This is a genomic window from Burkholderia sp. AU27893 (assembly GCF_002223205.1).
Classification (GTDB): Bacteria; Pseudomonadota; Gammaproteobacteria; order Burkholderiales; family Burkholderiaceae; genus Burkholderia.
The window spans coordinates 1,747,439-1,762,839 of sequence record NZ_NKFD01000001.1 but is presented as its reverse complement, the minus strand read 5'-3'; the positions used below and the strand labels follow the sequence as shown (position 1 = coordinate 1,762,839).

Genomic DNA, 15,401 nt, shown 5'->3' with positions numbered 1-15,401 from the left:
GCGCATGAAGAACAACAACCCCCAACAAGGAGACAGCCCCATGGGCAAGCGAATGTCCGCATTGTGCGGACTGGGCCTCGTATCGGCCGGCGCCTGCGCGCAAACCAGCCTCACGCTGTATGGCGTCGCCGACGTCTATACCGAATTTCTCACCGGCCAGGTCGCACCTGACGGCAGATCGTCGGCCTCGCTCGTACGAATGGCGTCGGGCGGCAAGAGTGGTTCGCGCTGGGGCCTGAAGGGCGTCGAGGATCTCGGCGACGGCTGGCAGGCGGCGTTTCGTGTCGAAAGCAGCATCAACCTGACCAACGGCACCGGCGCCGGCTCGGGCGGCTTCGACCGCTCCGCATGGGTCGCACTGCAGCACGACCGCTGGGGCGCACTCCGGCTCGGCCGCCAGTACACGACGCTGTTCGACATCATGGAGCGCTACTCGCCGACCGGCGGCTATTCGACGCTGTACGAGCCGGACGGCGCGATCGTCGGCATCAACTATCGCGAGAACAACGTCGTCAAATATCTGGCGAAGCTCGGCGCGCTGACGCTCGAAACGCACTACGCATTCGGCGGCACGGCGGGCGCGTTCCAGTCGAACGCCGCGTACGGCGCGGGCTTCGACTATGCCGGCGACGCGCTCTCGTTCGCCGCGGCGTTCGACGACGTCCACACGCCGCAGCCCGGCGGCTTCGCGCATTTCCGCCGCTACGCCGCTTCCGCACTCGTGCCGCTCGGCCGCACCCAGCTGCTGGCCGGTGTCGAACACGCGCGCAGCAACATCGCCGCGCCGTCGGTCGTGACGAACTTCACGTTCTGGTGGGCCGGCGTCCGCTACGCCATCACCGATTTCCTGCAGGTGATCGGCGCCGTCTACTACGAAAACATCCGGGCGCAGAATCCTGCCGCCGCACCAGCGCCGACGTCGCATCCGGTCAGTCCGCAGCAGGTCACGCTGCAGTTGAACTACTTCGTGTCGAAGACGGTGACGCTGTACCTGGCAGGCGGCTACGCGCATCGCGCCGCGCTCGATTTCGACAACGACAACTACAACTTCCTGCACTACTCGCTCGCCCCCGGCCGCTCGGGCAGCACGGGCGTCGCGCTCGGCCTGCGCAAGGCGTTCTGACATCGCCGCCCTCTCCCCGCACCCGACACCTTCGGAGTCCAGACCCATGAACCGCCGCCATTTCCTTTCCGCACTGACCGGCGCTGCGTTGACGCTGCCCGTCATTCGCGCCCGTGCCGACGCGCCACCTGCCGCCAGCGTCGCCGCGCGTGTCGACCTGCGCGACACCGACCGGCCCGAACTCGCGCGGCAGCTCGCCGATTACGCAGCCGGGCTGCAGTATCGCGACCTCGACGCCGCGACGGTCGAGACGATCAAGGCGCATCTGATCGACGCACTCGGCTGCGCGATCGCCGCGTACGACGAGCCGCCCGTGCGCATCGCGCGCAACGCGGCGCTCGCCTCGCCCGGCGGTGTCGCGACCGTGATCGGGACCACCCGGCGCACGAACCCCGATCTCGCCGCATTCGCAACCGGCACGGCGCTGCGCTACTTCGATTTCAACGACGCGTATGCCGGCAAGGAGACCGGCCATCCCAGCGACAACGTCGCCGCGTGCCTCGCGGTCGCCGAAGCGCAGCACGCCACCGGCCGCGACCTGATCCTGTCGATCGCGATCGCGTACGAAATCGCGTGCCGGCTGATGGACGCCGCCGCCATCAGCCCGCGCGGCTGGGACCACACCTGCTACAGCCTGCCCGCCGTCGCGCTCGCCGCGGGCAAGCTGATGCGCCTGCCCGCGCCGCAACTCGTGCAGGCGGTCAACCTGTCGATCAACAGCCATCTCGCGCTGAACCAGACACGGGTGCAGCAGCTGTCCAACTGGAAGGCGCTCGCCGACGCGGACGCGGCGCGCAACGCGGTGTTTTCGACCGAACTCGCCCGCGCCGGCCTCACCGGCCCCGCGCCGATCTTCGAAGGGACGGCCGGGTTCTTCGAGCGGGTATCCGGGCCGTTCACGCTCGATACGGGCGCATTCGGCGGGCGCGGCGGCACGTTCCGGATCGGTCAGTGCTTCGTGAAGTTCTATCCGGCGCAAGGGCTCACGCAAACGGCGATTCCGGCCGCGCTCGCGGTCGCCGCCGAGATCGGCGACCTGCGGCGCATCCGCCGCATCGAGATCCACACGACCGAAGTCGGCTACGTGACGGCCGGCCGCGATCCGGAGAAATGGGCGCCGTCGACCCACGAGACCGCCGATCACAGCCTGCCTTACATCGTCGCGCGGGCGATGCTCGACGGCGACATCACGACCCGAAGCTACGCGAGCGCCGCGCTGCGCGACCCGGCATTGCGCGCGCTGGTGGGGAAGATCACGGTCAGTGCCGATCCGGCGCTGACGGCCCGCTATCCCGCGCATGCGCCGAATCGCGTGACGGCCGTGTGCGACGACGGCGCGATTCACGCGAAGCAGGTGGACGACCTGCCGGGTTCGCCGACACAACCGATGCAGCGCGACGACTACGAAGCGAAGTTCATGAAGAATTGCCGGCCGCACTGGAGCGCGGCGCGGATGCGTGCCGCGCTCGATTATCTGTGGCGGCTCGATGAACAGCCCGACGTCGCGACGCTGCCGCCGCTGTTCGTCATGGGCTGACCCGTGCACGGTCGGCCCCACGCGACGTCACACTCAGCCGACGCTGAACGCGTCCGCCGCGACGTCGTCCTCGAGCGACTCCGCAACCGCCATGATCATGCGACGCATCCAGCCGTGCGCGTTGCTCGCATCGTACCGGTGATGCCAGTACAGCGACCACGTGACCGGCTCCATCGCGAGCGGCAGTTCGCGGATCACGAGACGCGGATCGCCGAGGCTCAGCGCGTGCCGCTCCGACATGATCACCGCGTACGGCAGCGCATCGAGCATGTTCGGCACGACGAGCCAGTGCGGCACGTTGAGCACGATGCGGCGCTTGCAGCCCATGTTCGCGAGCAGGTTGTCGATCAGGCTGTGGTCGACCGGGTTGATCGATACGTTGAGGAAGTCGAGCGCGAGAAACCGTTCGAGCGTCAGCGGCTTGTCCGCGTCGGGATGGGTGCGGCTCAGCATGCAGACCAGCCGGTCGTGAAATACGGTTTCCGACGACAGCGTGCCGGAATGCTCGAGGCCCGCGCTGATCGCCATGTCGAGCCGCCCCGCTTCGAGCGCTTCGGCCGTCTTGGCCGCGCTCGGATGCACGACGTCCACGCTGATATTCGGCGCCGCCGTGCGCATGCGCCGCAGCAAGGCGGGCAGCAAAAGCAGTTCGGTGAGATCCGACATCCGGACCGTGAAATGACGCTCCGACGTAAAAGGATTGAATTGATAATCGGATTCAAATAATTCTTCTATTTGTTGCATGATTTGCCGGACCGGCGAGATCAGCGCCTGCGCGCGCGGGGTCAACTCCAGGCCTATCGCGCCGCGCGCGAGGATCTCGTCGTTGAACAGATACCGCAGGCGCGACAGCGCATTGCTGACGGCCGGCTGCGTCAGGCCGACCTTCAGGCCGGCCCGCGTCACCTGTTTCTCGGTCAGCAGCGCATCGAGTATGACCAGCAGGTTCAGGTCGATCGAACGTAGATTCATGATTGTGACCATCCACTAAACGGGTTAATCGCCGTCCCCGGTTCACGATTATCGCAATGGGGAAATCCCCTGATATTTAGTGCAATAAACGAGAATAGTCCAATCTTGACGTTTCAATATTTTTTATATACCTGCCGCAATTGGTTCGGTTTTTGATTTAAATGACCCGTTTTCCAGGAATTTTTCTGAAAAACGAGTCAATCGAAATCAGCCACCGAGGGTGGAAACGGTTCGCTCCGGCACGCGCGTACGGGCTGCCGTCCGCCCGCGCGTCAGACCGTCGCGACCGGATTCACCGGCGCACCGACCAGGCCCCGGATATGCAGCGGGGGCGCGGTCAGCAGGAACCGGTTGCGCCGATGCGCACGCAGCCAGTTCGCGAGCGGCGTCAGATGCCACAGCTCGCCGAGGTGGATGCCGAGCTTGAACAGGCACAGCTCGTGCAGCGGCATCAGCGCACCCGGCTGCGCGAGCGGCTGCGCCTGCTGCGGCCGCTCCTCGATCGCATGGTTGTCGGCCACGAGCGCGGCGAGCCGCGACTCGTCGATCCACTGCAGCAGGCGGGTGTCGCTGCTGTCCAGCACGCACGCACTCGCGACGGTCGCGGGCGACCCGTTCTCGTCGTTCAGCAGGAGATCGGCAAAACCGGTGTGAATGCAGACGATGTCGCCCTGTTCGACGCGCACGTCATCCGCTTCCATCACGCGCATCAGCTGCGCGTAGCCGACTTTCGTGCGGGCATCGCCGAAGTGATGCCGCAGGTCGATCAGTACGCCCCGCCCCTGCACGCCCGTCTGTGCCATCACCTCGATGCCGAGCGCGAGCGCGCCGCCGGTGGCGTCGCCTTCCTGCGGCACCCGCAGATGCTCGCCCATCCGGAAGCCGTTGTAGAACACGATTTCGGGCAGGCCGTCGCCGTCGGCATCGAATACGCCGCCGACATGCGCGAGACCGTCCCATTGCGTCGAGAACTGCGAATGCATGCAGAAGGCATCGTCGCAGACCACGTCGGTGGCGTTCGCCACCTGCTCGTCCGCGCGATAGCCGAAGTACGGCTTGCCGCCCAGCAGCGCCGGCATGATCGCTGGCGGCCGGCGGCGCGCGTTCAGGCCGCCGCCGCGCGGCACGTCGAGCGGCAGGCTCAGCGAGAACGACAGGCCTTCGCGCACCTCGGCGACGCCCCGCCGCACGTTGTCCGGGGTCAGCCAGTTCAACCGTCCTTTCTGGTCGTCAGGACCGAAATCGCCCCAGTTCGAGCCGGGCGGCCGCTTGTTCCAACGGGGTGTGCTCAAGATGGATCTCCTCCTTTCGGGTTCGCATGCGGGCCGGACGTCAACGCCGCCAGCCCGCCGAGCGGCGCGTCGTCGGCGAGCGCCTGCACCGCGTCGCGCAGTTCGAGCGCACGCGGCAAGCCGATCGTCGAACTCGCCGCGAGCACGAACTTCGCGACGAGTTCCTGTTCGGTCAGCGGCCGCGCATTGGTGCCCTTGCTCGATTCGACCCGTGCCTCGCGCACCTGTCCGTCGCGCAGTTCCACCCGCAGCACGGCGGGCAGGAAATGCGGGAACCGCTCGTCGCACCACGGATCGCCGATGCAGCGCACCTTCGCGGCCAGCGCACGGCGCGCGGGATCCCGCACGAGCTTGTCGTCGAAATCGTCGAACCAGACACCGAGCCCGCCGCCGCCGAGCAGCGCCGCCGCGACGGTGTACGGCCCCGAGAACGCCGCCGCATAACCGTCCGGCGGGTTGGCCTTCAGCGCGGCGGGCTCGCCGATCGTGCGCAGCGTCGATGCCGCGACCCGCAACTCGGCGGACACCACGTCGTCGGCCGTCACGCCCTGCGCCTTCAACTGCAATGCCGCGTCGATGCCCGGATGCGTGAAGTGGTTGCACGGATACGGCTTGAAGATGATCCGGCTCGTCTCCCAGTCGACACCGAGTTCGCGCAGCACCGCGTCGACGTCGGCCAGCTCGCCGCACCATGCGCGAAAGAAGCCGAAGCGGCCTTCGAGCGCGGTCGGCGGCGCGGTCACGCCCGCGCCCGCCAGTTCCGCCGCACTCACGCCCGCATGCGCGGCCCAGCCGCAGTGGATCCGCTTCACGGAGCCGCCGGTGCGATTGGCTTCGAGCAGGCCCGCGCCCATGCTCGCGGCAATGCCGAGCGCGGCGGCGATTTGCGCGGCGTCGAGGCCGAACAGCATCGCCGCGGCCGCGGCCGCGCCGACCGTCCCGCAGATCGACGTCGCATGCTGGCCGCGCTCGAAGAACACCGAATTGCCGATCTGCGGGTTGTAGGCGGCCACGCCGAGCCGGATGCAGATCTCGGTGCCGATCGTGATCGCATCGAGCAACGCCGCGCCCGACGCGCCGCTCGCCTGTGCGGCGGCGAGCGCGGCCGGAATCACCGACGCGCTCGGATGCAGCACCGACAGCATGTGCGAGTCGTCGAAATCCATCGCGTGCGCAAGCGTGCCGTTGACGAGCGCGGCGCTCGCGGCGGGCAGCCGGTCGGCCGCGCCGATCACGGTCGCGGGGCCGTTGCCGGCCCAGCGCCGCGCGACCTGCAAGACAGACTGCGCGACGGGTTCGTCGTGCGCGATCAGGCTGTTGCCGACCAGGTCGAGCACGCGCGCGGCGGCCTCGACGCGCAGCGTGCGGTCGAGGCCGTCGGCGCGCGCCGCCGCCGCGAAGCGGCCGAGCGCGCCGATGATGCCGTCCGGACTCGCCGGCCTGGCGACCGCGGCCGGCGCGGAAAGCGTGTCGGGGGTACTCATGCCGGTACTCCATCGCGCCGTAGATGGGTCGCCAGCGCGAGCGTCACGCGCGCGTTCGCGATCAGCGGCGGCGCCACCACGCGGCCGTCGGGCAGCACGAACACCGATGATTCGCCATCCGCCGCATCGACCGCCTCCAGCACGCGCTCGGCCGCGCGGATTTCTTCGTCGGACGGCGTGAAGACCGCGTTGATGACCGGAATCTGCGACGGGTGAATCGCGAAGCGGCCGACGAACCCCATCGATTTCGCGCGCAGCGTCGACTCCTTCAAGCCGTCGAGATCGTTCAGCGTGTGATAGACGGTCTGAATCGGCCCGTTCAGCCCCGCCGCGCGCGACACCACCACGCAGCGCGCGCGACACACTTCGAGCGTGAAGTTGTCGACGCCGATCCGCAGGTCGGCGCGCAGGTCGCTTTCGCCGAGCCCGATCCGCTCCAGCCGCGGCGACGCGGTCGCGAGCTGGTAAGCCGTCTCCACGCCGTACGCCGATTCGATCAGGATCTGGATGCCGGCTTCGCTGCCGAGCGCATCGAGCCAGCCCGCGACTTCCTGGACATGCGCGGGAAAATCGCACTTCGGCAGACGCAGCGCCTGCAGCGCGGGCAAGGCGATCGCCTCGACGTCGTCGCGGCACCATGGACTCCCGATCGGGTTCACGCGCACGTAGGTCGGCTTCGGCGGGCCGCCCGCGAGGATCGCGGCGGCGGCCTTGCGGGCGTCGATCTTGTGGCTCGCCGGCACGGCGTCCTCGAGATCCAGCACGATCGCATCGGCGTCGCTCGCGTAGGCCTTCTCGACCACCTGTGTCTTGTGCGCAGGCACGTACAGATAGCTGCGGCAGGTTGCGCTCTGTTTCAAATCACACCTCGTTCGGTCAGGTCGGCAAGGTCCTGCGGCTCCAGTCCCAATGCGCCGAATACTTCATCGTTGTGCGCACCGCGCGACGGCCCGCCCCAGCGGATCGCGCCGGGGGTGTCGGACAGCCGGAACGGCACGTTGTGCGTGCGGAACGCGCCCAGCTCGGCGTCGGGCACCGATACGACCGAGCCGAGCGCCGCATACTGCGGATCGTCGAGCACGTCGGCCACGTCGTAGATCGGCGCGACGGCCGCCTCCGCGCGTTCGAACTCGTCGAGCACCTCGGCGCGGGTGCGCTGCCCGATCCAGCCGCCTACCGCCGCGTCCAGCTCGTCCGCATGCTTCGCGCGCTCGACGCCGTTCGCGAACCACGGCTGGTCGATCAGGTCGGCGCGGCCGACGAGCCGCATCACGCGCTCGGCGATGCTGTGAGCCGACGTCGACAGCGCGACCCACTTGCCGTCCGACGTGCGATACACGCCGCGCGGCGAATTGTTCGGCGAGCGGTTGCCGGTGCGCTCGGGCACGCGCCCCGTCTGGTCGTAGCTCGCGACCTGCGCGCCCATCGCCGCGAGCATCGTCTCGATGATCGCGAGATCGACCACCTGCCCGCGCCCGGTGCGATCGCGCGCCTTCAGCGCCGTCATGATCGCGAACGCGGCGGTCAGCCCCGCCACCGTGTCCGCCAGCGGAAACGACGGCAACAGCGGCGGCCCGTCCGCCTCGCCGGTCGCCGCCGCCAGCCCGCTCATCGCCTCCGCGAGCGTGCCGAAGCCGGGGCGGCGGGCATACGGACCGAACTGGCCGAAGCCCGTCACCCGGACGAGCACGAGCCGCGGATTGATCGCGGACAGCACGTCGTAGCCGAGCCCCCAACGCTCGAGCGTGCCGGGCCGAAAATTCTCGACCACGACGTCGGCCTGCGCCGCCAGCTCGCGGAAGATCCGCTGGCCGTCGGCCGTGCCGAGATTCAGCGTGACCGCCCGCTTGTTGCGCGCGACTACCTTCCACCACAACGGGACGTCATCGCGGCGCGCGCCGTACTTGCGCGCCGGATCGCCCGTCGGATGCTCCACCTTGATCACGTCGGCGCCGTAGTCGGCGAGCATCGTCGCCGCGAGCGGGCCGGCGAACAGCGTCGCGGCGTCGATCACGCGAATGCCGCCGAGCGGCGCGCGGCTGGAGCTGTCCGACGCCGTGCCGGCGTCGACCTCCCCGGTTTCCACAGAGGCCATGGCGTTCTCCTGCGAGACAGATTGCACGGCGCGCCGCGCACCGGCATCATCTGCATGACTAATCATCATGCGGCGATACCGGCGCAGCGCGCGACCTGCGGCTTACACCGCGTTGATCCGGTAGATCGGGAAATACGTCTCGATCTTGCCGTTCAGGTAATCGGACGCCAGCTTCGGCACGTCGTCGAAATCGAAGATCTCGGTCGGTTCCTGGCCGATCCAGCCGGTCGACTCCTGGAAGTCGCGGATCGTGATGCTGTCGTCGTAACGCCACGCGTGCGTGTGGATGTGCAGGCGGCGGTTGATGCACTCCGTCGCGCGCAGGTTCCACAGGCGCATCCCGGTTTTCCAGCCGACCGTCGCGACGATGCCGGTGCGGCCCGTCACGCGCATCGTCGCGCGATACAGTGCGCCGCCGAGATTGTCGAGGAAGATCGCGACCCCTCGGCCGCCGCTCAGCTCGGCGATCGTCTCCGCGAAGACGCGCTCCGACTCCCGGTAGCGGGCCTGATATTCCGGATCGGCCCGGTAGCGCGCCTCGTCATACGCGAGATCCGGAAATTTCCGGCGGTCGACCGGCGTGATGCCGAGCTTCGCAAGCTCTTCGAGCCGGCGATCGTTGCTCGCCGTCATCGCGACGCGAAAGCCCTCGCGCTTCGCGAGCTGCAGCTCGGCCAGCGTCGTGCCGCCGCCCCAGCCGAACACCAGGTTGTCGGCCGGGTCGACGTCCGGCAATTGCGAGCGCCAGCACGCCGAAGCGACCTTCCAGTTGTCCCATGCGGTGAAGTAGCGGCCGTAGGTCGCCCATTGCAGCAGCGAGTGGCGGCTGTCGGTCGGCACCGGCACCAGGTTGTCGGCGCGCATCTTGGTACGCTGCGCCATCACGCCGATCGTGCCCGGCGCGTCGTACGCGTAGACGAGTTCGGCGAACCCGTATTCGTCGCGCTTGCCGAACGGCATCACCATGCAGATCTCGCCGTCCTTCACCGTACCGACCGCGCTGCCGCGCTCCAGCACGCGCACCAGCGCGCCGTTGCCCAGCACGATCTTGTCCTCGCGGCGCTGGCGGCAGATATCGACCGGATTGCGCGACAGCGCATGGTCGAGGTTCGCTTCCCACGATCCGTACAACGGCTCGACGAGCACCTCGTCGGCCTCGAGACTGGAAAATTCGAAGGTTTCGCGGCGCAGCTCGCCCGCTACGGGCGGCTGCTGCCGGGTCGGTTCCGGTCCCGCGTAGAGAACCCATGCATCGGTCTTGATCATCGCCATTCCTCGGTAAACGATTGATGTTTGCAAAAGCGCGCCGAACGATTCGCCGGCTTCAGCGCGACTGGGCCTGCTCCAGTGCCGCCTCCACGTCCGCCGCCGCGGCGACCTGCCCGAGCTTCGGGAAGATCTGGGTCAGCGCGAACGTCTGCGCATCCGCCGACGAGGTGCTGACCGCGTCGCTCACGATGACGACGTTGTAGTTGTTTTCGTATCCCTGGCGCGCCGTCGATTCGACGCCGATGTTGGTCGCGATCCCCGTCAGCACGATGTCGGTGATGCCGCGGCGGCGCAGCTGCACGTCCAGGTCGGTGCCGGTGAACGCGCCCCACTGATGCTTCGTCACGACGATGTCGGACGGCTGCACGCCGAGCGCCGGCGCGAACGCGCTCCATTCGGGATCGAGATTCGGCGGCGACGACGGCGCGTCCGTCTTCACCTTCAGCGCGACGCCGCCATCCGGCCGGTAGCTCGTGTGCACGTAGATGACGGGCAGCCCCAGCGCGCGGAAAGCTGCCGCCAGCTCGACTGTCTTCGCGACCACCTGTGCGCCGGTATAGGGCGCGACCGGCAGCGAGACGATCCCGTTCTGCAGATCGATGGCGACGAGCGCGGCGGTGCGATTGAGCGTCGGAATGGACATGTAAAACCCTCACTTTTGTTGTGGGACGGAAGAAACGGCGGCGTCGAGGTGCCGGCTCGAGACGGCATTGAGCAACAGCAGCACGCTGATGACCGCCAGGACGACGGCAAGCTCGCGCAGGCCGTGATCGCTCGCCGGATGACCGAGCGCGAGACCGACGAGTGCGAACGACAGGCTGCCGCCGACGTACTGCGCGGTGCGGTACAGCCCCGAGGCCGTACCGATCCGGTCGTGCGGCGTGCTCTGGTAGAGCGTGGCCTGATTGCCGAGATTGTTGAAACCATTAGGAATACCAAACATGATGGACAGCAGGACGATCGCCGCGATCGGCAGGCTGCTCGTCATCAGGCTCATCACGACGCTGCCGATGCAGAGCATCGCGGAACCGATGACCAGTACCGGGCGCGGGCCGTGACGGTGCACGATGCGGGTCGCGAGCAGCGTCGTGACCGTACCGATACCGGCGACCGGCAGCATCACGAGGCCGGCATCGGCGGCCGACAGCCCCCTCGCTTCCTGCAGCCACATCGGCAGCGCGTAGAAGATCGCGTAGAACACCGCATAGGTGCCGACGCAGCGCAGGTACGTGCCGAGCAGCGGACGGTTGTCCGCCAGCATGCGAATGTCGATCAGCGGCGCCGCGGCCTGGCGCTCACGGTGAATCAGGAGGGGCACCAGCACGAGCGTCGCGGCCAGCAGCCGCCAGTCGGGTTCGCGTGTCACCGATTGCAGGAACAGCAGCAGGCTCGCCAGCGTCAGCACGAACAGCACGACGCCCGGCAGATCCAGTTCCTTCAGCGTGTCGCGTGCCCGCGCGCCGCGACGGACGGGATCGGCCGGGATCCACAGCCACGCGAACAGGAAGGCGGCCAGCACGATCGGCACGTTGATCCAGAAGATCGCGCGCCAGCCGGCGAACTGCACGAGCGCGCCGCCGAGCGGCGGGCCGAACGCGACGGCCACCTGCGCCGCGATCGAGATCGCGCCGAGGCCGCCCGTCGGCGTCGCGCCGTTCGCGTGCCGCTGCGACCACGCACGAATCATCGCCATGCCGGCCGGATAGGCGGCGGACGTGCCGATGCCGAGCGCGACGCGCGATGCGATCAGCCAGCCCAGCGTCGGCGCGAACGGCGCGAGCGACGATGCGACCAGCACGATCGCGAGGCCGATACAGAAGATCCGCTTCGCGCCAAAGCGATCGGCGAGCCGCCCCATCGTCGGCTGGCCGGCGGCCGTCGCGAGATAGAGACCCGACACGAGCCACAGCGTATCGATGCGTTCCTGCGCGGCGCCGTGCGGCGCGAATGCCTGCTGGATGCTGACGAGCGCGACGGCGATCATCGACGAGTTCAGCGCGTTGAGCAGCGTGCCGAGCACGATCGGGCCGACCAGCTTCGCCGGCAGGCGCAACCCTGCGTTGCGTCGGTCGTCGCCGCCTTCGGACGGGCCGCCGGCAGTCGGACGTGCCGCGTGCCCGGATCGATCGTGAGTCGTTTTCATGGCGCCTTCGCGAGAGGAATGTGCATCGGTCGATGCGTATCGAACGTGCGTTCACCATACCGCTCCGGGCGCCGCGAATGAAATGGATTGTTGCGATGCACACATTCGCAACTTGAATGGGTGGCATACGCGGCGCGCACCGAACCGGCCCCGTCGAGACGGCGGCGATACACGGGAAACGCCCGTCAGCCTTGCGCGACGGGCAGTCGAGGAGAATTCGGGGGGATGACTTCAGGCACGCGCGGCAGGCCGCACGCATCGTCGCCGCGCGCGCCGCATGACGGATTTATGCCGCAATGCGACGCGGGATCAGAGTGCGGCCTCTAGGAATCGTGCTCATCCCGCATCCGCACATCGACTGTCGTGGGTCGCACGACAACCGGCGGCACGCAGCGCGATCGGCCGAAGCAGACCCGACGCAGCGTCCGCCGGATTTCACCACGCGTGCCGTCGGGGCGGCACGATCCGATCAGTTCAACCCGCCGCTCACGACGAGGTGCTCGCCGGTCATCCAGCGTGCATCGTCCGATGCGAGGAACACGGCCACCGACGCAATGTCGTGCGGCTCGCCGAGGCGGCCGAGCGGCGTCTCGTTGCGCACCTGCTTTTCGAGATCGGAGCCGATGATGCCTGCGCTGTGCGCGCCCTCGGTCACGATCATCCCTGGGTTGATCGCGTTCACGCGGATCTTGCGCGGGCCGAGTTCGAGCGCGAGCACGCCGGTGATCGCATCGACCGCGCCCTTGGTGCCGCTGTACACGGCGCTCGCGGGCGGCGTGATGCTGGTCACCACCGAGCTGATGTTGATAATGCTCGCGCCTTCGCCGAGATGCTTGACCGCGGCCTGCGTGGTCAGCAGCACGCCGAACACGTTCGTGTCGAACTGCCGGCGGTAGTGCTCTTCGGTGATCGCTTCGATCGGTGCGAATTCATACACGCCGGAATTGTTGACGAGCACGTCGAGACGTCCGTACGACTCGATCGCGGTATCGACGATGCGCTGCGCATCCGCCGCCTTCGACACGTCGCCGCCCACCGCGACCGCACGGCCGCCGGCTTCGACGATCGCGCTCACGACCGCGTCGGCGCCCGCCTTGCTGCTCGCGTAGTTGACGACGACCGACGCGCCTTCCGCGGCCAGTGCCTTCGCGATCGCCGCGCCAATGCCCTTCGATCCGCCCGTGACGATCGCGACCTTGTTTGCCAGCTTGCTCATGATTTCATTCCTCAGTCAGAAGACTTTCGATGGAGGGTGCCGGTTGCCGCGTTGCCGCATCGATATGCAACCGGTATGACCGGCAATTTACGGTGCGGCATGGCGACGATAAAGCGGCTCGACGCGAATTGACTGGCAGCGTTTTCCGAACAATCGTTCGTGCGCCGTTATCGTCGTCATGTCGGACGACGCTCAGCCACGGATCAGCGATCGCGCGGCGCAACCCGCTGAGCGCAACATGGCATTCCTCTACGGAGTGTTCGTATCGACGAAGATGGGCACCCGCACGCGCTTTGATACGGCACGGTGTAATTCGCTGACCGCAGGTAAGCCCCTGACGGCCTACTCAAGTGCAAATGAGAACGGAATCCGCGCCGGTCGTAGCGTATCCATGCTGACTCCGGCAAGCTTGGTGCGGCCCCGCGCAATCAACCTGTCCTCGCGGTATACATCTTGACGAAACGCGAGCCTCACGCCAGTGAACTCCTCAAGGGTGGTGTGAATCGTGAGCAGTTCATCGTGGCCTGCCGGCGACATGAATTCGGTCTCGATGCCGCACACAATGAGGCCGCGCCGCTGCACGCTCATCATCTCGGCCAGATCGACACCCTTTGCGCGATACCATTCCATCCTTGCTTGATCGAAGTAACGCAGGTAGTGAGCGTGATAAACGACGCCGCCGAGATCGATGTCTGCGAACGGTACACGCAGCGAATAGTGGTGACTGCGATATTCGGGAACACGGTGCATGTCACGGCCTCCTGAAACGTAAGCAAACAGAATGCGAACAGCGTGCATGCCGCGTCACGGCAAACTCGCGTGCACGTGATCCAGCTTACCGATCGCGAGCGTAACGTTCACGCCGCCGAAACCGAAGCTGTTGGACATCGCGGTCTTGAGACACCGATCGGTCGGCTGCATGACGATATCGAAGCCTTCCGCCGCATCGTCCAGCCGTACCACGTTGGCATTCGGCGCGATGAAGCCATGTTCGAGCATCAGCAGCGTATAGATGAATTCGTGCACGCCGGCTGCGCCCTGAGCATGGCCAGTGGTCGTCTTCGTCGACGACAGCGGAGGCGCGCCGGCACCGAAGACTTCGCGAATCGCGTCCAGTTCGCGAATGTCGCCGACCGGGGTGGACGTGCCATGCGTATTGAGATAATCGATCGGGCCCGCGACGCCGTGCAATGCGAGACGCATGCTGCGCGCCGCTCCCTCGCCCGACGGCGCGACCATGTCCACACCGTCGGTCGTCGTTCCATGCCCGATCACCTCGGCGTAGATGCGCGCACCACGCGCAAGCGCGTGTGCCAGTTCCTCGACGACGACAAGTCCGGCACCGCCGGAAATCACAAAGCCGTCACGTTCAGCATCGTAGGTGCGAGACGCGCGCGTGGGCACGTCGTTGTAGCGAGTCGACAGCGCGCCGATCGCGTCGTACTGACACGCGATTTCCCACCCGACTTCCTCGGCGCCGCCGGCGAACACAACGTCCTGCCGGTCGAGCGCAACCAGATCGACTGCATGTGCGATACATTGCGCCGATGCCGCACAAGCGGCGCAGATCGCGTAGCAGACTCCGCGGATACCGAATGCGACGCCAAGACATGCCGCGTACATTGACGGCATCGACTGCACGATATCGTAGACGCCGACGCCGCGCAGCCCACGCTCACGCATCGCCTGAGTCGCATGTAGATAGCCATTCGGAATCCCGCACGCGTTGCCGACGACAACCCCCGTGCGCGCGTTCGATACGTCGTGTGCCGCGAGCCGCGAGTCATCGATCGCCTGCTGCATGCACGCATGCGCCTGCAGCGCGGCCGGCGTCATGAAGCGAAGGTGGCGCCGATCGACGCGGTCCGCGTACGGCATGTCGACCGGCGCCCATACATGGCTGCGCAGCCCCACCTCCTGGAACAGTGCCGACGACGTGATGCCGCTGCGGCCCGTGCGCAACGCGTCGACCACGGTACGCACGTCGCTACCGATGCTGGACGCGATGCCGATGCCCGTAATCACCGCTCGCCTCATGGTCCCGTTCTCCATGGACAGACCACTCACGGTAGCTAAAAGGGCCGACCATGGCGTTCGACCGGCCGTCTGACAGACAGCGCCCTGTATCGATCATTACGTGCGAATACAACAATCAAATCAATAGTGTATTTATCACACGAATTCAAGTATGCCGCGCGGCACCGGCGCGGCGACGGAGAGCGATATTTATTGCGCTACGGATCGGCCCGTTCGATGAAGAGATGAAGTGC

The 15,401-nt window shown here is 67.1% G+C and carries 13 protein-coding genes; 2 read left to right on the top strand and 11 right to left on the bottom strand.

Annotation, left to right across the window (positions count from 1 at the left end; genetic code table 11):
* Positions 1-40 precede the first annotated feature (40 nt).
* Positions 41-1,123 carry a porin gene (locus CFB47_RS08415; protein WP_089460935.1) on the top strand — a complete coding sequence of 361 codons (1,083 nt, stop codon included), beginning with the start codon at positions 41-43 and terminating at the stop codon, positions 1,121-1,123.
* A gap of 46 nt (positions 1,124-1,169) precedes the next feature.
* A complete protein-coding gene (locus CFB47_RS08410; RefSeq protein ID WP_089460934.1) occupies positions 1,170-2,660 on the top strand; it encodes an MmgE/PrpD family protein in 1,491 nt (496 codons plus the stop codon).
* A 33-nt stretch (positions 2,661-2,693) separates the two neighbouring features.
* On the opposite strand, the gene CFB47_RS08405 is transcribed toward CFB47_RS08410, so the two are convergent.
* The 11 genes from CFB47_RS08405 to CFB47_RS08355 form a co-directional block, all read right to left on the bottom strand.
* A complete protein-coding gene (locus CFB47_RS08405; RefSeq protein WP_089461388.1) occupies positions 2,694-3,632 on the bottom strand; it encodes a LysR family transcriptional regulator in 939 nt (312 codons plus the stop codon).
* A 272-nt stretch (positions 3,633-3,904) separates the two neighbouring features.
* The gene (locus tag CFB47_RS08400) at positions 3,905-4,924 is read right to left on the bottom strand and encodes a cyclase family protein (protein WP_089460933.1); all 1,020 of its coding nucleotides are present in this window, start codon (positions 4,922-4,924) and stop codon (positions 3,905-3,907) included.
* The gene (locus tag CFB47_RS08395; protein WP_089460932.1) at positions 4,921-6,408 is read right to left on the bottom strand and encodes an MmgE/PrpD family protein; all 1,488 of its coding nucleotides are present in this window, start codon (positions 6,406-6,408) and stop codon (positions 4,921-4,923) included. The genes CFB47_RS08400 and CFB47_RS08395 overlap by 4 nt, the downstream gene beginning before the upstream one ends.
* Entirely contained in the window at positions 6,405-7,268 is an 864-nt protein-coding gene (locus tag CFB47_RS08390; RefSeq protein WP_089460931.1) for a CoA ester lyase, read from the bottom strand. The genes CFB47_RS08395 and CFB47_RS08390 overlap by 4 nt, the downstream gene beginning before the upstream one ends.
* Positions 7,265-8,503 (bottom strand): CaiB/BaiF CoA-transferase family protein, encoded by a 1,239-nt coding sequence (locus CFB47_RS08385; RefSeq protein WP_179258933.1) that lies wholly within the window; start codon positions 8,501-8,503, stop codon positions 7,265-7,267. Before CFB47_RS08385 ends, CFB47_RS08390 begins: the two co-directional genes overlap by 4 nt.
* 102 nt (positions 8,504-8,605) lie before the next feature.
* Positions 8,606-9,769, bottom strand: coding sequence for a zinc-binding alcohol dehydrogenase family protein (locus tag CFB47_RS08380; protein ID WP_089461386.1), 1,164 nt, complete (start codon positions 9,767-9,769; stop codon positions 8,606-8,608).
* 58 nt (positions 9,770-9,827) lie between these two features.
* Positions 9,828-10,415 carry a hydrolase gene (locus CFB47_RS08375; RefSeq protein WP_089460930.1) on the bottom strand — a complete coding sequence of 196 codons (588 nt, stop codon included), beginning with the start codon at positions 10,413-10,415 and terminating at the stop codon, positions 9,828-9,830.
* Between the two features lie 9 nt (positions 10,416-10,424).
* Entirely contained in the window at positions 10,425-11,915 is a 1,491-nt protein-coding gene (locus tag CFB47_RS08370) for an MFS transporter (RefSeq protein WP_089460929.1), read from the bottom strand.
* A 469-nt stretch (positions 11,916-12,384) separates the two neighbouring features.
* A complete protein-coding gene (locus tag CFB47_RS08365; RefSeq protein ID WP_089460928.1) occupies positions 12,385-13,131 on the bottom strand; it encodes a glucose 1-dehydrogenase in 747 nt (248 codons plus the stop codon).
* A gap of 342 nt (positions 13,132-13,473) precedes the next feature.
* Positions 13,474-13,881, bottom strand: coding sequence for a thioesterase family protein (locus CFB47_RS08360; RefSeq protein ID WP_179258932.1), 408 nt, complete (start codon positions 13,879-13,881; stop codon positions 13,474-13,476).
* Positions 13,882-13,935: 54 nt separating this feature from the next.
* On the bottom strand, positions 13,936-15,168 hold the full coding sequence (locus tag CFB47_RS08355; protein ID WP_089460926.1) for a beta-ketoacyl synthase N-terminal-like domain-containing protein: 1,233 nt from the start codon (positions 15,166-15,168) through the stop codon (positions 13,936-13,938).
* Between the last annotated feature and the right edge of the window lie 233 nt (positions 15,169-15,401).